At 53.3% G+C, this 16,430-nt stretch carries 21 protein-coding genes; 2 read left to right on the forward strand and 19 right to left on the reverse strand.

What is annotated here, in order from left to right:
- Positions 1–165: 165 nt before the first annotated feature.
- From RJ53_RS01700 to RJ53_RS01780, 17 genes are all read right to left on the reverse strand, one after another.
- Positions 166–399, reverse strand: coding sequence for a hypothetical protein (locus tag RJ53_RS01700; protein WP_211529883.1), 234 nt, complete (start codon positions 397–399; stop codon positions 166–168).
- Between the two features lie 175 nt (positions 400–574).
- On the reverse strand, positions 575–811 hold the full coding sequence (locus RJ53_RS01705) for a type II toxin-antitoxin system HicB family antitoxin (protein ID WP_211529884.1): 237 nt from the start codon (positions 809–811) through the stop codon (positions 575–577).
- 47 nt (positions 812–858) lie between these two features.
- Complete coding sequence (locus RJ53_RS01710; protein WP_211529885.1) at positions 859–2,277, reverse strand: RNA-guided endonuclease InsQ/TnpB family protein; 1,419 nt, start codon at positions 2,275–2,277, stop codon at positions 859–861.
- 553 nt (positions 2,278–2,830) lie between these two features.
- Positions 2,831–3,232 carry a 4Fe-4S dicluster domain-containing protein gene (locus RJ53_RS01715; protein ID WP_211529886.1) on the reverse strand — a complete coding sequence of 134 codons (402 nt, stop codon included), beginning with the start codon at positions 3,230–3,232 and terminating at the stop codon, positions 2,831–2,833.
- Positions 3,233–4,237 (reverse strand): respiratory chain complex I subunit 1 family protein, encoded by a 1,005-nt coding sequence (locus RJ53_RS01720; protein WP_211529887.1) that lies wholly within the window; start codon positions 4,235–4,237, stop codon positions 3,233–3,235.
- The gene (locus RJ53_RS01725; RefSeq protein WP_211529888.1) at positions 4,231–5,463 is read right to left on the reverse strand and encodes a hydrogenase large subunit; all 1,233 of its coding nucleotides are present in this window, start codon (positions 5,461–5,463) and stop codon (positions 4,231–4,233) included. Before RJ53_RS01725 ends, RJ53_RS01720 begins: the two co-directional genes overlap by 7 nt.
- A complete protein-coding gene (locus RJ53_RS01730) occupies positions 5,456–6,070 on the reverse strand; it encodes an NADH-quinone oxidoreductase subunit C (RefSeq protein WP_211529889.1) in 615 nt (204 codons plus the stop codon). Before RJ53_RS01730 ends, RJ53_RS01725 begins: the two co-directional genes overlap by 8 nt.
- Positions 6,067–6,501 (reverse strand): NADH-quinone oxidoreductase subunit B family protein, encoded by a 435-nt coding sequence (locus tag RJ53_RS01735; RefSeq protein ID WP_211529890.1) that lies wholly within the window; start codon positions 6,499–6,501, stop codon positions 6,067–6,069. Before RJ53_RS01735 ends, RJ53_RS01730 begins: the two co-directional genes overlap by 4 nt.
- On the reverse strand, positions 6,498–6,839 hold the full coding sequence (locus RJ53_RS01740) for a hydrogenase (RefSeq protein WP_211529891.1): 342 nt from the start codon (positions 6,837–6,839) through the stop codon (positions 6,498–6,500). Before RJ53_RS01740 ends, RJ53_RS01735 begins: the two co-directional genes overlap by 4 nt.
- Before the next feature lies 1 nt (position 6,840).
- Positions 6,841–8,397, reverse strand: coding sequence for a proton-conducting transporter transmembrane domain-containing protein (locus tag RJ53_RS01745; protein ID WP_211529892.1), 1,557 nt, complete (start codon positions 8,395–8,397; stop codon positions 6,841–6,843).
- Positions 8,394–8,738 carry a sodium:proton antiporter gene (locus RJ53_RS01750; RefSeq protein ID WP_211529893.1) on the reverse strand — a complete coding sequence of 115 codons (345 nt, stop codon included), beginning with the start codon at positions 8,736–8,738 and terminating at the stop codon, positions 8,394–8,396. Before RJ53_RS01750 ends, RJ53_RS01745 begins: the two co-directional genes overlap by 4 nt.
- Positions 8,738–9,196, reverse strand: a complete 459-nt coding sequence (locus tag RJ53_RS01755) for an MnhB domain-containing protein (protein ID WP_246495938.1) — start codon at positions 9,194–9,196, stop codon at positions 8,738–8,740. Before RJ53_RS01755 ends, RJ53_RS01750 begins: the two co-directional genes overlap by 1 nt.
- A 6-nt stretch (positions 9,197–9,202) precedes the next feature.
- Positions 9,203–9,469, reverse strand: a complete 267-nt coding sequence (mbhE, locus tag RJ53_RS01760) for a hydrogen gas-evolving membrane-bound hydrogenase subunit E (RefSeq protein WP_211529895.1) — start codon at positions 9,467–9,469, stop codon at positions 9,203–9,205.
- Entirely contained in the window at positions 9,466–9,711 is a 246-nt protein-coding gene (locus tag RJ53_RS01765; RefSeq protein ID WP_246495947.1) for a hydrogenase subunit MbhD domain-containing protein, read from the reverse strand. The genes mbhE and RJ53_RS01765 overlap by 4 nt, the downstream gene beginning before the upstream one ends.
- 1 nt (position 9,712) lies before the next feature.
- On the reverse strand, positions 9,713–10,072 hold the full coding sequence (gene mnhG, locus RJ53_RS01770) for a monovalent cation/H(+) antiporter subunit G (RefSeq protein ID WP_211529897.1): 360 nt from the start codon (positions 10,070–10,072) through the stop codon (positions 9,713–9,715).
- Positions 10,069–10,326 (reverse strand): cation:proton antiporter, encoded by a 258-nt coding sequence (locus RJ53_RS01775; protein WP_211529898.1) that lies wholly within the window; start codon positions 10,324–10,326, stop codon positions 10,069–10,071. Before RJ53_RS01775 ends, mnhG begins: the two co-directional genes overlap by 4 nt.
- Positions 10,323–10,850, reverse strand: coding sequence for a Na+/H+ antiporter subunit E (locus RJ53_RS01780; protein ID WP_343221807.1), 528 nt, complete (start codon positions 10,848–10,850; stop codon positions 10,323–10,325). Before RJ53_RS01780 ends, RJ53_RS01775 begins: the two co-directional genes overlap by 4 nt.
- Positions 10,851–11,109: 259 nt before the next feature.
- Between RJ53_RS01780 and RJ53_RS01785 the strand changes: the two genes are divergently transcribed.
- Positions 11,110–12,516: a phosphoadenosine phosphosulfate reductase domain-containing protein gene (locus RJ53_RS01785; RefSeq protein WP_211529899.1), complete on the forward strand. Its 1,407-nt coding sequence runs from the start codon at positions 11,110–11,112 to the stop codon at positions 12,514–12,516.
- Entirely contained in the window at positions 12,494–13,099 is a 606-nt protein-coding gene (hisH, locus tag RJ53_RS01790) for an imidazole glycerol phosphate synthase subunit HisH (protein WP_211529900.1), read from the forward strand. The genes RJ53_RS01785 and hisH overlap by 23 nt, the downstream gene beginning before the upstream one ends.
- Here hisH and RJ53_RS01795 read toward each other — a convergent pair.
- Complete coding sequence (locus RJ53_RS01795; RefSeq protein WP_211529901.1) at positions 13,096–13,683, reverse strand: ArsR/SmtB family transcription factor; 588 nt, start codon at positions 13,681–13,683, stop codon at positions 13,096–13,098. The genes hisH and RJ53_RS01795 overlap by 4 nt on opposite strands.
- Positions 13,676–16,417, reverse strand: coding sequence for an alanine--tRNA ligase (gene alaS / locus RJ53_RS01800; RefSeq protein WP_211529902.1), 2,742 nt, complete (start codon positions 16,415–16,417; stop codon positions 13,676–13,678). The genes RJ53_RS01795 and alaS overlap by 8 nt, the downstream gene beginning before the upstream one ends.
- Positions 16,418–16,430 lie beyond the last annotated feature (13 nt).

The following is a 16,430-nucleotide window of genomic DNA, read 5'->3' on the forward strand; positions in this document are numbered from 1 at the left end:
TGCACGGCGGGGCAGGCAGGAGCTGATCGACGATTATGCCTGGAAAATGAATGCCTTTTGTTGCCTTTCGTCATTGTACTTTCGTATATGGAATAAAGTATGATACGTAATGCCACTACGAAAGCCTCGCACAATTCAGGAGCGGAATGGAATCGTTTGGGGAACTTACCTGTCTCGCATTATCTCGTCGGGGTTGAAGTCTACAAACCTGCCGGCCTGATCGATCCCGATGATCATCTTCCAATCGCGATAGTCACGCTCAAGCCGGATCATCATGGAAAGCAGCTCATCATAACTCTGGCCAGCTTCTTTCAGATCGTGGAGACTCCTCCAGATTGGCTCATTCACAGGAATACGCCTGATCCGATTGCTCCCAGCTTCGCTCGTGCGGGTTAACACAGCTCCATGTATGCCTTTAATGCATTTATGGATGTGCACATTATAACCAATGGCCGTAAATGCCATTATGTGCATAGAGATGGTTTCGATGACAGCCTGCACGCTTTTAAGTTCATAAACCCTGCTTTCTTCAATTTTTTGATGATCTCTTCTGAAGGCAGAAGTGGGAGTTTTGTCATGTCTCGACCTCGATCATCGAGGTACATGTATGGCGGGCCTGGAGCGCCGATTCGATCCCTTCCATCATGCCAAGAGCCCGCGCATTTTCTATGTAAAGATTGATCGCCTCATGAATAGTATCAAGGGCTTCCTGTGGAGAATTTCCGCAACTGGCAACCTCGATTTCAAGGCATTTCGAGACATATAATCCCTCTTCCTCCCATATTATTACAGTTAATTGTATCTTTCCCATGATCAAACCCCTGATACCATATACTTACAAGCGTCAACTACCCCGCCCTAAACGGCGGGGCTTGCAATACCAGTCATACGACTGATAGTGCAATTTAATCTGCACGAAGGTTGCTCGTAGTTGAGCCTTATTCGTACCGGCCGGTTGACACGGCCGCTACTGATTATCGGCGTAATACCCGAATCACCAGCTACTTTTCTCAAATGGTTGAGCGCACCATTTACATCCGCATTGATCACGGTACCGGAGCTGCTCTGATACAGTCCCCGCGTAATACGACGGGTTCGTCCATACCATGGTTTCTCGATCGGATCACGTGCCAGGGCATCAACCTGCGAGGTATACCGTTCATCATGGGAATCGTCATACTGTATCCCGACGAGCTCGCATTTGGATCGCAGTTTCTGTCGAAACTTCGCATAGGGGATCTGGACGAAATTCTGGTTGTTTATCGCACCATGATTGATCTGGTGTTTGATCCCATCCCATCGCGGCACAATAATGGTGCCGATTCCATGCTCACAGGCAAACGCGATCAGATAGGCGACAATCCGGTTCATCGCTTCGTTGATCCGGTTATCCCGCCTGATGAGGAGCCGGGACTGACTGTGTGTGAAATCCTTTGTTAAACCCTGTTTATCTTTAATCGATTGTAATCTGGCGTTTTCTTTGTTATACCACCGGTTAATTGATTTCAGATACATACCATCGATAATCGAGGCAGTCCCGGTAGCAGTCTCAACGATCGTCGCAAAATTGTTGACGCCGAGATCGATCGCAAGATAATGGTCAGGATGGAAAAATATTGGTTGTACGGAAACAGTATACGCACATTCGATCTTGTATACCTTCCCGTTATGGACTGGAACAATAGTCACTTCACGGATCCGGTTTGGCTGGATGTGTGGCGGAATTTTGAAGGTCAGTTCTTTCCCGGTTAAACCATGCTGTTTTTTAAACATTCGTGCCATGCCGAGGGTGACATTGCCGTTTCGGATCGTGATATGTGACGCAGGAAAAGCCAGTTTGTACCGGCCATCCTTCTCCAGATAGCGTGGAAGACGTGGTCGGTGTGGGAGTTCGCCGGAGTGGTACATCCGCATCAGTGCAAAATACGAGCTGTACGCTTCTTCAACACTTCTGAGGGTCTGCTGCGCAACATCACTATGGAGCAGCGGATAGTTCTCATTCTGACGGGACCGGGCATAATTTGAGATATCTTTGTATGGAAAGTCTTTCTTCCGGGTATAGGGGAGAAAGGAACCGACACAGGTGGTGACCTTTGATGCAATATCCGGTCGAATCGTCTGGAGAACCGAAATGTTTTCGCAATATTCAAAGTAATGCTGCCGGGTATTGTACAATGCAACATTGTACAGATTCTTTGCATGGTATGCGAGCGTGTCAATAATATAATGCTGTCGTTGGGACAGGCGCATATAATTTGACACGGTTCGAATAACCATTATATCGATATGGGTTGTACCACACGTTATACGTTATGTTTCAATTTCGGGAGATTCCTCCCCGGCATGAATGCCGGAGTCTCCTCGCTCATTTAGATGAATGCATAAAAGTATGGCAGTCCTCTCGATCGGATGGATCTCTAACCTCTGATGAATATGAAGGAGCGAGCAGGGAAAACATAGCAGAATGACTCTAATCCAAATTTCTGATCGCCAACTTCCCTGATTCCTGAGCAAGTATCAATTGAGTATTCTGGTGTCATCCTCACTGTGGCATCCCTTTCTACACAAGAGACAGAGAATGAGAAACTGTAGTTGAGAGGGGAGAGAGACCAGTAACAAGAAGTGGGGCGCGAAGCACCATCTATCCTCACTGACGAAGAGCAAGCCCCGTTCGGTGGTCGCCAGACCACCTACCCTGGAACCCGAGGGGGTAGGCGGTGCCCCCCTCGGAGGAGTGAGGAGTCTGTGTAATAAAGGCTCATATAATCCTCAAACCGGGCTTCTGCTTCGTCCTGTCCCGTCATCAGGGATAAAAAAAGGGTCTCTCCCCTCACTCAACAATCTGATTCTCAGCAAACCGGTCCTCGGTCGCAAGGAGGAACTCATCGCTCATCGTGAGGACATGCTTTGGACAGATGTCATTGCATTGGCCGCAGAAGATGCAGCTTGCCACATAGATCCTGACCCTCTTCGTCTCAGGGATGAACTCGATCGCATGTGCCGGACAGACCTTGAGACAGAGCTTACAGCCGATACACCCGTCGCGATCATACTGGATCTTCCCGCGGAATGCAGGGGGTGTTGCAACCGGGGGGATCATCCTCGCCTCGCCGGAACCGACCTTCTTCAGGAACTCAGTGACCGATTTTGGAAGATGGCGGGCAGGGAACTGGTTCGTCGCCGGTGTCCTGAAGAGCTGGGTGAAGATTTCACGGATCATCGGGAGTGCCATCTAGAGAACCCCCATAACAACTGAATCAAGGATAATGAGCGAGAGGCCGAGAAGCCCTGCAAGACCAAGATACACCCAGAAGATGGTGACAACATGGGTGATCCTGAATCTGGCAAGTCCTGTCCTGATGGCCGTCACCGAGATGATCATCAGCAGCACAACCTTCAGGAAGAAGAATACAGCATCGACTGCAAGCGCTGCATAGGAACTCAGACCAAGGAGGGGTGAGATATTCCAGGGGAAGAAGATTGCCACGGCAAGCCCCCCCATCACCAGGGTCTTGACTCCCTGGGCGACGGTGAAGAGGCCGAGATTCTTTCCTGAATACTCAACAAGCAGGCCGCCTGCAAGTTCGGTCTCGGCCTCAGGCGAATCGAAGGGGATCTTTGAGAGTTCTGCCGGTGTCACCCAGGCAAGCGTCAGCATCAGGACAACAAGTCCGATAAACCCGATCGGGCCGACGAGTGTCCAGACCGGATTCTCCACGATCGCCTGAAGTGTAAAGGGATCAGAGATCCCTGATGAATAGAGGAGCCAGGCGATGGCGATCACCGCAGAAGCAAGCGGGAGCTCATATGCAATCATGCTCACCATCTCACGCTGGGAACCAACCGTCGCATACGGTGACCCTGATGCAAAACCACCAGCGACCATCGCAAGTGACGGAACAGCAAGCAGGTACATCACCAGGATGAGATCACCATATCCTCCGAGGATCGGCATCATCGATCCGATCGGAAGGTACAGCAGCACGATGATCGACGAGGCAAGGGCGACGATCGGTGCAGCATGGAAGATCGAGGGGATCGCATTCTCAGGAACGATATTATCCTTTGAGAAGAGCTTCCTGATATCATAAAACGGCTGGATGAGGATCGGCCCGATCCGGGCCTGCATCCGGGCAGAGATCCTCCGGTCGATCCCAAGAAGGAAGAGACCGACGACGATCCCGATCACCGAGAAGGCAACAGCAGCCGCCACCGTCTGGAGAATCACCGTCAGCATCCCTGGATCCTCCGGGTCTTTTCGACCGAGAGCCGGTGAAGATCCTCTTTCGTAAGCAGGTCACTGGAGTTCCCACGCACCACCGCAACACGGTCAGTACATGATAAACAGGGATCGATCGAGGCGACGATGATCGGAACATCGGCGAGCTGCTCACCCTCAAGCATCGGAATCCAGGAGTGAAGGTTGCTGTATGAGGATGCTTTCACCTTCCACATCGCAGGAGCCTCGTTCCCATCCATCGCAACATAGTGAGTGCACTCCCCACGGGGTGCCTCATGCCTGCCGATCGCCTCGCCATGCGCCTTCTTACAGGCCGCAAGCAGCTTCGGGAGCTTCGGTTCCCAGATGATCCCGCCCTCCGGCATCTCTTTGAGACAGGTCTCGATGATCCCGATCGACTGTTCGATCTCAAGGAGGCGAACAACAATCCGGTCATAGACATCACCGTTGATCTCCCCGCCATATGCAGACGGGAGGATCGGGGTTATATCGAGATCGCCATATGCGGCATAGGGATAATCGACCCTGACATCCTTCACCACGCCGGAGGCGCGGGCAGTCGGGCCGACGGTGCAGAGGTGCAACGCCTCCTCAAACGAGAGTTTCCCTGTATCCTTGCACCGGATTGAGATGGTTGTGTCATGCAGGAAGAGATTGAGCATCTTTCCGAGGAGATCACGGTACCCATCCAGACATTTATGAATCACCGGATGCTGCTCCGGGGTGATATCCCGCCTGACCCCGCCTATCTGGACGAGGCCATAGTTGATCCGGTTTCCGGTGATATTTTCGATCACATCGAGCGAATCCTCCCGAACCCGCCAGGCGAGATAGAAGAGGGTATCAAACCCAAGTTCATGTGCAGCAACCCCTGCCCAGAGGAGATGGGACTGGATACGTTCCAGTTCAGCGATGATCACCCTGATATAATCTGCCCTTGCGGGGACCTCGATATCGACGATCTGCTCAACAGCCCGCGCAAACGAGAGCGAGTGGGTCACACCGCAGATACCACAGATACGATCGGTCAGGTGGACGATCTGGACCGGGTTTCTGCGCATCCCCATCCATTCGATCCCCCGGTGGGTCTGTCCAGGGGCGAAGTCCGCCTTCTTCACGACCTCCCCTTCCATCTCGAAGAGGAACTGGACCGGCTCCTTTAATGCCGGGTGGATCGGACCGATTGGAACCACATACGGCTTCTTCTTCATCTCATCACTCATCAGACTTCACCTCCTTCGGCTTCTCTTCAGTATCTTCCTTCTCGGCGACAGGCGGTGCGGGGCGGTCTGTTGGCCGCTTCGTCTCCCAGAGGTTCTTTATCATCGAATCAGGAATCCCTGTTTCATCCTTTCTGAGAGGATAGACGCCCTGTGGGAAATCTTCAGGCAGGAAGAGGCGGCGGCCGTCGGGAATACCCACGACAGTGATACCATACATCTCCTGCTTCTCCCGCTCCGTGAAGACCGCTCCGGGAATAAGATCCGATATCGTCGGGACGCTAAGATCTGTCTTCTTCAGCGGCACCGTGAAGGTGACCATGTACTCTCCGTGGGGCTTTCCATAATAGATCGAGAAGATATACTGGAGCCGAAGCTCGTCCCCGGTATCCCATCCCGAGATGACTGAGAGATGCGGATAATAGAGTTCTTTTAACAGACTGATAACGGGCTTAAGGATCTCGCGATCGATCGTCATCCAGATATTTGTATTTGGGTTCTTCTTCGCCCCTTCGGCCCTGGTAACGATCCTGGGATCGGTGATTGCTTCACCAAATGTATCCATGAACCGATCGACCAGTTCCTGTGGCGTAAGTATTGTCTCGTTCATACCTCACCTCCTTCCAATCGTTCGAGTTTTGTTATCGCGGTGACGACACCATGAATGATCGCCTCCGGCCGTGGGGCACAGCCCGGGACATAGACGTCAACGGGTATGATCTGATCGATCGGCCCCTCAAGATTATAGGAGTCATAGAAGACCCCCCCTGACTGGCCGCAGGTTCCGATACACATCACAACCTTCGGATCTGCCATCTGGTCATAGACCCTTCGGAGCCGTGGCGCCATCTTCCCCGTCACCGGCCCGGTCACGAGGAGGACATCCGCATGCTTGGGGGAACCGACAAGCCGGACACCGAACCGCTCCGGATCATACCGGGGCGTGATTGCTGCAACGATCTCGATATCGCATCCATTGCAGGAGCCCGCATTGAAATGGAATACAAAGAGCGACCGCTTGAATGATGATGACAGTGTCATTGGAAGATCACCACCAGTGCGCAGACAGCAACCAGTACCCCGAAGTACCAGAGCATGTAATCATTCAGATCACCGGTATGGACCGGGACGAGCCGGGAGTAATATCCTTTCAGCCCTTCGGTGAATCCCCAGTAAAGGTTCCCTCCACCGATATGGACCGCGTTCTTCTCGGGTTCGGCATTCCCGGAGAGGTAGGGTCGTTCCTGTTCGCTTCCTTTCCGGTAGGTTGAGACCCCGCTCCTCCAGAAGAGATAGACCAGAAGCAGGATCACTGCTCCGGCTATCGTCCAGATGACCGGATCCCAGACGCCAAAACCGCTATAGAGTGTTGTCTGCATCTCAGATACCTCCCATGACGGATGAGATATAGCCGCTTTGGTCGATGAATGCAAGAGCGGCAGGCTCAATAAGAAGATTCACAACAAGATCCGGGAAGAGACCGAAGAGGATGATCAGAGCCGCAAGGAGCCCCATGCCGATGAGCATCGGGAGGGGTACCTCCTTCACCTCTGCATACTGCGGAAGCTTCGGACCCATGAACATTGAATGGAAGACCTTCACAAATGATGCGAGGGTCATGATTGAGACGACCATCGCGATCACCGATATATACGGATTGAATATAAAGACCGACTCATAGATAAGTATCTTTGATGCAAAGCCATTAAATGGCGGTATACCGGCAATGGCAAGCGCCGCTATGATGAAGAATCCCATCGTCCATTTCATCGAATGGCCGAGGCCGCCGAGTTCATTCAGATTTCTCGTCCCACACCGGTAGATGACTGCACCGGCGATCAGAAAGAGGAGGCCCTTGTAGAGTGCATAATTGATGATATGGAAGATACCTCCTTCCATTGCGACGAGGCCAAACTCATTCATCATCTGTGTATCCCCAAGGACCGCAACACCAACACCAAGACCAACCAGCATATAGCCGATCTGCGAGACCGAGTGATATGCCATCAGCCGCTTCACATCTTTCTGGGGTAACGCCATCGATACCCCGATGAACATCGAGAGGATACCAAGGATGATGATGATCCATCCGATCGTCACGACATTCATCGTCACTCCATAGAGTGAGAAGGCGACACGGAAGATGGCATAGAGGCTTGCCATACTCGAGACGATCAGGATCGCCGTGATCGAGGAGGGCGCACTGGAATAGGTGTCCGGTGTCCAGAAGTGCATCGGGACAGATCCCGCCTTCATCGCAAGGGAGGTGATCATCAGGACGAGTGCAACCAGTGACAGTCCGGTCAGATCGATGACCGATGCGATATATGCAATATTCAGCGAGTTATACTGGCCATAGAGCATCCCGATGGCAAAGAGGAAGAAGAGGCCTGCAATCGTTGAGATGAACGCGTACTTCAGACCACCCTCCACCGAGAGTCCCTTGTTGATCCGGTAGGCGGCAAGTGCGGCACCGGCAAGAGAGTTGATCTCGAGGAAGACGAAGAAGTTGAAGAGATCCCCTGTCGTCACCATCCCGAAGATACCGACCATCATCAGGAAGAGGAGGGCATAATATCCATCCTGGCCGGTCTGTTCGGACTCGCTCGATAGCGAGTAGAGGACAACGGCAAACATCATGATCGCTGCTGTCAGGACCATGAACGCCGACATCGCATCTATCACAAAGAGGATCCGTATCGGAACCCCGCCTGAATCAAATGGGATGGCAAGTGAGGGATCAAATGCGCCAAAAGCATAGATGATCGTCCCATTGACCAGAACCTCATAGACGAGGAGGAGGGCAGCAGTGACCGTCCCGGCCATTGCGATGATCGCAAGGCTGTTTCTGATCGTTTTTCCAAGCATCCCGACGAGGGGCATCGCAAATGCAGCGATGAGCGGTAATGCGACGAGGAGTGGTACGTACTGGCTCATTCGCGCAGCCTCCGTATATCTCCGGTCTCAACAGATCCATATTTTCTGTATAGCATAATAGCAAACGCAAGCAATAGCGCAGTCGTTGCAAAGCCGATGACGATATTCGTCACGGTCATCGCCTGCACGGTGGAGAGGACCATGACCCCTTCAGGTGCACTCGTATAAATTGGAGCAATCCCCCCATCCCTGTATCCGAGGGTCACAAGGAAGAGGTTTGCAGATCCGGTCAGGACTCCAAGCCCCATGATCATCTTGATCAGGTTCTTCTTCAGGAGGATCGTTGCGATCCCGATCCCTGCAATCAGGACGACGGCCAGGTATGGTAGTTGTGTAAGCATCAGATCTTCTCCTTAATTCCTGAGAGGAGTGCGAGGAGGATGACACTGACCGCACCCACCACCTCAATACCAACGGCGAGATTCATGATCGGGATCAGACCTGCTGTATTCAGATTTGCAAGAGCCGATCCCACCTCGACAATATCTCCAAAGAGAACTCCACCCGGAGAGAGCCAGTTATAGAAGTACCCTGCTCCAAGAGCCATCGCGGATAGCGCTGTGAAGGCGAAGAGGAGAAGTCCGCCTGATTCAAGCGTCTTCATCATCGTCTTCCTGACATGTCTGATGCTCTCGTGATAGCGGTACGCAAGGAGAAGGAGAAGCATAGCGGAGGCGAGGATCGCCCCTCCCTGAAAACCACCACCTGGTGTCAGATGTCCATGGATGATAATATAGAATCCATACACCAGAATGAATGGGAATGCAATATCAGCCGTTGTCCGAACAATTCTGCTCATCTGCATTCAGTCATCCCTCCGTCGGCGGAAGATGAGCGTTGTTCCGAGTGCTGCAGTAAAAAGGACGGCCGCCTCACCGAGTGTATCGAGACCACGGTAGTCGAAGAGAACTGCGGTGACGACATTGTTTGCACCGCTCTCACTCTGGCTGTTCTCGATAAAGTAGTCGTCCATCGGTGCCGCACCGGGCTCTCCAAACGAGAGGCCGGTGACGATGACGCCGAGCATCATGACAGTAAGCAGCGTAAGCACGATCGAGAGTCTTCGTCTCATATGCCATCACCTTCTGAACGGACTGTGCCACGGATAGCAATCATTAAGGCAGCAGTTGAGAGGCCGGCTCCGATGGCAGCCTCAGCCAGCGCAACATCCGGAGCCTGCAGGATATAGAATTCGATTGCAAGCAGGAAGCTGAATGTCGCAAAGGCGATTGCCGCTGAGACAAGGTCCCGGAGAGCAAATACCAGCCCTGCCGAGATAACAATCCCGGAGAGGATGACCAGATGAAGGATCATCTCAATCACGCCGCTTCACCTCCGAAAGTCGATCCACCACTGCGGGATCCGGCTTCACACCGCTTCTGTGGGCAGCCCGTGCGATCGCATGGGAGCCGGTGGCGTTTGTAAAGGCAAGGGCGATGACAGCGATGGCGGTATGGATCCCAAGCGTCAGGTACTGTGCATCACCTGTTCCGGTCAGCATCCCGGCGGCATAGAGTATTACACCGAGTGAGACGAAGATCGTCCCGAATGTCGTCATCTTCGTCTCTGCGTGGAGACGGGTGTACACATCCGGGAACCGGAGGATACCGATTGCTCCAAGTGCATTGAAGATGACACCGATCACGATACAGATCAATGCTGCGGTTGTAATCATAATTCTCCTCCGATATACTTTGAAATGGCAAGTGTCCCGAGGAATGAGAGGAGGGCATAGACGATCGCGACATCAACAAAGATCGTCTGGCCCAGATACGCAGCCAGCAGGATCATCGAACCGACCATCAGAGTATTGATGGTATCAAGGGCAACAACCCGGTCCGGGACTGTCGGCCCTATCACAAGCCTGATACCGGCAACGAGGATCAGAAGCAGCAGTGCGAGAATAGCTGCATAGAAGATATCGTTCATTCCGCGATCCTCCGTATCCATCCTGGAATATTGAAGAAGGTGAAGAGTTCCCGTGAGTCGACACTCTTCTCAGTACGGAGCGCCTCCGGAACATTGATCAGGTGGACATAGAGATCCCGGCTCTCCTCATCCACATCCACAGAGAGGGTTCCCGGCGTGAGGGTGATCGAGTTTGCCAGAAGAAGGAGCCCGAGATCGGTCTTCATCCCTGTTCGCACCCTGATGATTCCCGGGTGTACTCTGCCTGTGATGACCCGGATCGCAACATCGATGTTTGCCCGCGCCATCTCGATGAGTAACGGAATGGCCGCATAGACGAGAAGGAGAAGAATCCGGAGCGGGTTTGCCATCCGCAGGTTTTCTGATCTGCAGAAAATACGATATGATGTGATCCCGACGATGATGGCAATGATAGCTCCGGCCACCAGTTCGGGCCCGGACCAGAGCAGTATATCACCTGAACCTGCTGTCAACAGGAGGTACGCCACAAATGCGGCGACCATGGTTGCCAGAAGGCGGATCACGGGTGTTCAACCCCCCATGCGCAACGACATTGTGTCGTTTTTTGATAAAAAGAAAACAGCATCGGCTGTAGAGTAAGCCCCTGCCTGAAGTTTATCATGATCAATAGTGATCTTTTAACTAAAATATTGCTTTCCATCCGTCCACAGATAAGACGGTCTTTTTTTGCATTATCCGGATATATCCGATTAATCTCCGGTAGATATGCCTCATGACAGGACACAATCGACTATTTAATCGATCTGGCACAACCTGTAAAGGATGAAATCACCCTATCTCGGAGCAATTCCTCTCCACTGGTGCGATGCCTGCCATGTACCGGTCCTGGGAAAGCGGTGCGCCTGTGGTGAGAAGACGCGCGCTGTTGGAATCACTCCTCCCGGAGATGCACGCCCGGCGTTTCCCTCGGACATCCGGCTCATCAACAGGATATTTGAGGATACCTTCGGTGCAGTGCTGATTCCGGATGGCCACCTGGTTATCCTCAACAAAGTTCCCGACGATGATCGGATGGAGGAGATCATTCTTGGGGGGGCTGTCGTCGGCGCGATCCGGTACCTTCCCGTCGAGAGCCGGTGGGAAGCCCTCCCCAGGCCGCATGCCGCTGCCCTTCTCACGCCTGAGAAACGGTATCTCGTTGTGAGTGACGATGCCGCCTCTTTCATCCGGGATGGATCAAGTGTCCTTGCCCCAGGACTCATCAGTATTGATCAGCATGTCATGGCGGGCGACGAGGTCTTCGTCATGACCACAGACGGAACCTGCATCGGTGTCGGCCGGGCGAAGATGGGGGCAGAGGAGGCGAAGGGCACCTCTCGCGGTCAGATCGTCCGGCTCCGGAAGAACAGTCCGCATATCTTCATCCCGGGACCTGCGACATGGGAGGATGCGGTCCGGGCGAACCGGGAGATCCTTCTCCGGATGGAGACCGATTCGATCACCTTCATCCGGGATGTTGCGGAGGCAGAAACCCTCCCCGTCACCGTCTCCTATTCGGGTGGGAAAGACAGCCTTGTTACACTCCTCCTCGCCAATAAGGCGCTTGGCCAGGTCCCCCTCATCTTTGCCGATACCGGGCTTGAGTTTCCCGAGACCTATGCGAACATCGAAGAAGTGAAGAAGAGATACAACTGCACCGTGCTGACGGGTGATGGAGAGGGGGGGTTCTGGAAAGGGTTTGCAGAACATGGTCCTCCGGCTGTGGATCTCCGCTGGTGCTGTAAAGCATGTAAGCTGACGCCGGTGAAGGATCTGATCAATGAGCATTTTGGTGAATGCCTCTCACTCATCGGCCAGAGGAAGTACGAATCTGCAAAGCGAATGCAGAGCCGACGGGTCTGGAGGAATCCAAATGTCCCAAACCAGCTCTCCGCTGCACCGATCCAGAATTGGAATGCGATGCATGTCTGGCTCTACCTCTTTCAGGAAGAGGCGCCATATAATACCCTTTATGAAGAAGGGCTTGATCGGATCGGCTGCTATATGTGCCCGTCCAGTGATATTGCCCATCTGACGATGATCGAGGAGCGGTATCCTGATCTCTGGTACAGATGGCGAACTGCTGTGCAGGAGTGGGGCCGGGCAGCAGGTCTGAAAGAAGAATGGTTTCCATCCGGTGGATGGAGAAAGAATCGGGGGAAATTGAATGACGAAGATAGCCATTATTGATTACGGCCTTGGGAATCTCAGGTCGGTCCTCCGGGGCATTGAGCGTGCCGGGGCGACTGCGGTGATAACGCAGGATGAAGAAGAGATAGCTTCTGCGGACGGGATCATCCTCCCCGGGGTGGGCGCATTCAGGGAGGGGATGGAGAAGCTCGCCCCTGTCCGGGAGAGTATCATCAGATCGGCTGAGACCGTTCCTCTGCTCGGGATCTGCCTCGGGATGCAGATGCTGATGGAGGAGAGTGAGGAGCATGGGATGCATGAAGGCCTTGCCCTCATACCCGGGAGGGTACGCCGGTTTCATCCGGAACCCGGCATGAAGGTTCCTCATATGGGATGGAACACCATCCATCAGATGCTCCCGGATGATCCGCTGCTTGACGGCGTCCCTGAGGGGAGTTATCTCTATTTTGTTCATTCATATTACGTCGATACAGCCGTTTCCAACCGACTCTGTGAGACAGAGTATATCGTGAGGTATGCGTCAGCGGTCAAAAGAGATCAGATCTATGGTGTCCAGTTCCATCCCGAGAAGAGTGGAACAACCGGACTTCAGATCCTTGAGAATTTTATCAATCTTACCTAATTTCTTTCCTTGCGCCAATTGATAGCTTCATAGAGCATCATGGCGACCAGGACGAGGCAGCCGCCAAGGAAGAAGGCAGTAACAAACTCATGCATCATCGGGGGAAGTGCAACCGCATCTCCGGCTATTCTTGTGGCAGGCGGCATCGCATCACCTGCCGCCATAAATACCAGATCATTCGCCGTCTCCCTTTGAGAGAGGGATGGAAGGTAGAGCGAGAGGAGTGCGGTTCCGGCGACGAAGATCCCAAGCGTGGCAGCATACTTCTTGACAAGACCGATCGCACTCTTCCTCTGCGGAGCGACGATCAGGACCTGATTCTTCAGTGCATAGAGCTTCACCTCACGCCCTTTTGCACTCCAGCGGGTATCGACCACCTCGATCACCCCTGCATCGAGGAGATTTCCGAGATGATATTTCGCGGTCGTTAGTGGGATATGCAGCTCATCTGACAGGGCAGTTGTGCTCTTCGGGGCATCTGCAAGTCCCCTGAGGAGATCGCCCGCAGTCGGGCTGGCCATTGCACGGGCGATCTTCTGTGCCTGCTCACCCCCCGGCTCAAGGAAGACAATCTCGTCAGTCATGGAGTTTGGCCCTGATCAGTTCATCGGCCTTCAGGAGTGCTTCAGCGATCTTTGCCTCCTCCTGCCCTGCACCCTGTGCAAGGGCTGGCTTACCGCCCCCTTTTCCACCGAGCATGGAACAGATATCCCGCACGATCTCACCGGCATGAATTTTCCCATCACCCGATCCCATCACGACACCGACACCACCAGTCGTTGAGATGAAAAGGGCTACCCCCTTACGATCTGCGATACCTGTTGCTACCTGGACAAGCTCTTTTCTGGGGAGATCGACCTGCTGGATGATCACTTCGACGCCATTGACGAGATCGCCGGTGAGGCTCTGCAGCTTCATCTCTGCCAGACGCGACTCCATCTCATCGATCATCTTCCCCCGTTCCTTCCATTCAGTGAAGAATCGATCGACGGTCTGCGGGAGATGTTCGACCTGAACCGAGAGGATCCCCGCCGATTCATTGACGATATCCTGGAGATGCTGCATTGCATACATTGCCGCAAGGCCCGCGGAGAACTCTATCCTCTCGATACCATCCTGGATATGTTCGATCCTGAGAATCTTGATGATACCTACCTCACCGCTGCTCCTGCAGTGGGTCCCGCCACATGCCTGCACTTCTGTACCCATCTGGACAATACGGAGATCTTTCCCGGGAGGAACGCCACCCTGGTAGAGGCAGAATCCATACTTCTGCTCAGCGCGGTTCCGCTCCTCTACCTTGATGAAGACCGGGGTATTCTCCATGATCAGATGGTTGGCGGCGATCTCGATCCGTTTCATCTCGTCAGGCGTAATGTGGTTATAATGCCGGATATCAAGCCGTGAACTCTCGATACCATTCTGTGATCCGGCCTGATGAACATGGGGCCCGAGCACCTCCTTGCATGCTTTGAGGAGGAGATGGGTGCCTGTATGGTGGCGCATAAGCGACCAGCGGCGCTCCTCGTCGATGATCCCTTTCACGCGCTCACCGCGTTTCAGGACACCCCCCTTGATATGATGGAGGATTCGATCATTCTTCGTGATCACCTCATCGACCCGGACGACATTATTCGCGGTCACCAGGGTTCCGGTATCTGAGGGCTGACCACCCCCCTCAGGATAGAAGAGGGACTGGTCAAGGACGACATAGCCGTCAAAATAGTCGAGAACGATCCCCTCAAACTCAAACTCGCATGTCCGTTCATAATAGAGTTTCTTCGTCGGGGGAAGACTTGCTATTCTATCGGTAAATCGTGTGACCTCAGAATTTTCAGCCACCTCCTCGAGCTCGGAATGCTTATCTGCGATGATGGAGTCGAGATCATCGGGGAGATCGAACTCTGCCCCCTCCTCGGTCAGAATATCTCGCATCAGCCCTGTCGGGATCCCATGCGACTCATAGAGGGTGATCATCTCTCCAAGGGGAACCGGCTCATTCTTCTTCTTATGGCTCTGGGCTACCCGTTGGACGACACGCTTTCCACGGGAGATGGTCGTATCATACTTGGCCGTCTCCCGCTCAATAATCTCGCGGATGATCTCTTCTTTCTGTTCGAACTGATTCATCCCTATCTCATTCATCTGGAAGAGGACGAGATCTGCGAGGTTTTCATCGAGACTGAGTTCGCTCATCATTCTGAGGCTTCGCCTGAGGACGAGACGGGCAAGATATCCTTCGCGGACATTGGATGGAACGATACAGTCCCCGAGCATATAGCCAAGGCATCGGGTATGATCGCAGAGTGCATAGATCCCCTCAATCGGAACGATCATCTCTTCGAGCTTCGGTACGCTCACACCGACAGATGCTGCCACCTTCTTCCGGAGATCAGCAAGCTTCTCCCCCCTGATGTCTATCAGACCGGCAAACTTCGCATTCAGGCTGAGAATATCGGTAAACTCTTCATTATCGAGCCGATCCTCAAGGCCTGCCGATGTCATCAGCCGTGAGACCATATCGGGGAAGACCGCATCATAGATCGTCGGCGATCCTTTTGATGCCCAGACGAAGCGTTCAAGGCCATACCCGGTATCGACGACACGGAGCTTCATCGGATAGTAATCCTTTCCATCGATCATCGTCGGGGCGTCCGAGGTCTTCGTCCGTCCGAGGTTCATGAAGACGAGAGTGGCTACTTCAAGGCCGCCGATAAGGACCTCAACACTCGGCCCCGCATTCCCTCCACCATACCATGGATGCTCCTTGAAGGTGACGGCATCAAGATTTCCCCCGATGGAGGAGATGAAGTCTGAACAGAGCTCAAGTGTTTCGTCCTTCCAGTATATCTCCTCTTCATCGGTGTTGAAGGCATGATGTGCCATCATCTCAAAACAGGTGAGATGGCGGCCGGATCTCCCGACCGCATCGAGATCATTGAGCCTGATACATGGCTGGGAGATGGTAAGCGGGTTTGCCGGAGGTGGAACAACTCCGCCTGTGACAAACGGCTGGAAGTCGGCGATGGATGCGATGGTAAGATAGATGTCATCCCTCCATCTCGCAGCGACAGGGTACCGCTCGATCCGGGTGTGGTCGTTTGTCTCAAAGAAGGAGAGGAATGCCTCGCGCATCTCGTTGGTTGAATGTGGCGAAAAGACCGGCTCTCCGATAAACTGATATGGCTCGCACGGTGCGTCACCACATAATTCCCGATCAGGGTTCAGCGTCCAGAAGGCGGAGCCACAGGATCTGCAGACCTTCCTTGAAAATCCCTTTGATCGAAAATAATCTAGCTCGTATTCTTCCTCAAGCATGTAAAACCACGTG

Origin of the sequence: Methanocalculus chunghsingensis, assembly GCF_018132105.1 — an archaeon.
GTDB lineage: Archaea > Halobacteriota > Methanomicrobia > Methanomicrobiales > Methanocorpusculaceae > Methanocalculus > Methanocalculus chunghsingensis.

What these genes read in the sequence shown, in the direction of transcription:
- RJ53_RS01710 (WP_211529885.1), bottom strand. Translation starts at nt 2,277, where the DNA reads ATGGTTATTCGAACCGTGTCAAATTATATGCGCCTGTCCCAACGACAG.
- RJ53_RS01785 (WP_211529899.1), top strand. Translation starts at nt 11,110, where the DNA reads ATGAAATCACCCTATCTCGGAGCAATTCCTCTCCACTGGTGCGATGCC.
- RJ53_RS01735 (WP_211529890.1), bottom strand. Translation starts at nt 6,501, where the DNA reads ATGACACTGTCATCATCATTCAAGCGGTCGCTCTTTGTATTCCATTTC.
- mbhE (WP_211529895.1), bottom strand. Translation starts at nt 9,469, where the DNA reads ATGAGACGAAGACTCTCGATCGTGCTTACGCTGCTTACTGTCATGATG.
- RJ53_RS01715 (WP_211529886.1), bottom strand. Translation starts at nt 3,232, where the DNA reads ATGGCACTCCCGATGATCCGTGAAATCTTCACCCAGCTCTTCAGGACA.
- mnhG (WP_211529897.1), bottom strand. Translation starts at nt 10,072, where the DNA reads ATGATTACAACCGCAGCATTGATCTGTATCGTGATCGGTGTCATCTTC.
- RJ53_RS01775 (WP_211529898.1), bottom strand. Translation starts at nt 10,326, where the DNA reads ATGAACGATATCTTCTATGCAGCTATTCTCGCACTGCTGCTTCTGATC.
- RJ53_RS01730 (WP_211529889.1), bottom strand. Translation starts at nt 6,070, where the DNA reads ATGAACGAGACAATACTTACGCCACAGGAACTGGTCGATCGGTTCATG.
- hisH (WP_211529900.1), top strand. Translation starts at nt 12,494, where the DNA reads ATGACGAAGATAGCCATTATTGATTACGGCCTTGGGAATCTCAGGTCG.
- RJ53_RS01720 (WP_211529887.1), bottom strand. Translation starts at nt 4,237, where the DNA reads ATGCTGACGGTGATTCTCCAGACGGTGGCGGCTGCTGTTGCCTTCTCG.
- RJ53_RS01765 (WP_246495947.1), bottom strand. Translation starts at nt 9,711, where the DNA reads ATGATCCTTCATCTGGTCATCCTCTCCGGGATTGTTATCTCGGCAGGG.
- RJ53_RS01745 (WP_211529892.1), bottom strand. Translation starts at nt 8,397, where the DNA reads ATGAGCCAGTACGTACCACTCCTCGTCGCATTACCGCTCATCGCTGCA.
- RJ53_RS01795 (WP_211529901.1), bottom strand. Translation starts at nt 13,683, where the DNA reads ATGACTGACGAGATTGTCTTCCTTGAGCCGGGGGGTGAGCAGGCACAG.
- RJ53_RS01740 (WP_211529891.1), bottom strand. Translation starts at nt 6,839, where the DNA reads ATGCAGACAACACTCTATAGCGGTTTTGGCGTCTGGGATCCGGTCATC.
- RJ53_RS01725 (WP_211529888.1), bottom strand. Translation starts at nt 5,463, where the DNA reads ATGAGTGATGAGATGAAGAAGAAGCCGTATGTGGTTCCAATCGGTCCG.
- RJ53_RS01755 (WP_246495938.1), bottom strand. Translation starts at nt 9,196, where the DNA reads ATGAGCAGAATTGTTCGGACAACGGCTGATATTGCATTCCCATTCATT.
- RJ53_RS01705 (WP_211529884.1), bottom strand. Translation starts at nt 811, where the DNA reads ATGGGAAAGATACAATTAACTGTAATAATATGGGAGGAAGAGGGATTA.
- alaS (WP_211529902.1), bottom strand. Translation starts at nt 16,417, where the DNA reads ATGCTTGAGGAAGAATACGAGCTAGATTATTTTCGATCAAAGGGATTT.
- RJ53_RS01750 (WP_211529893.1), bottom strand. Translation starts at nt 8,738, where the DNA reads ATGCTTACACAACTACCATACCTGGCCGTCGTCCTGATTGCAGGGATC.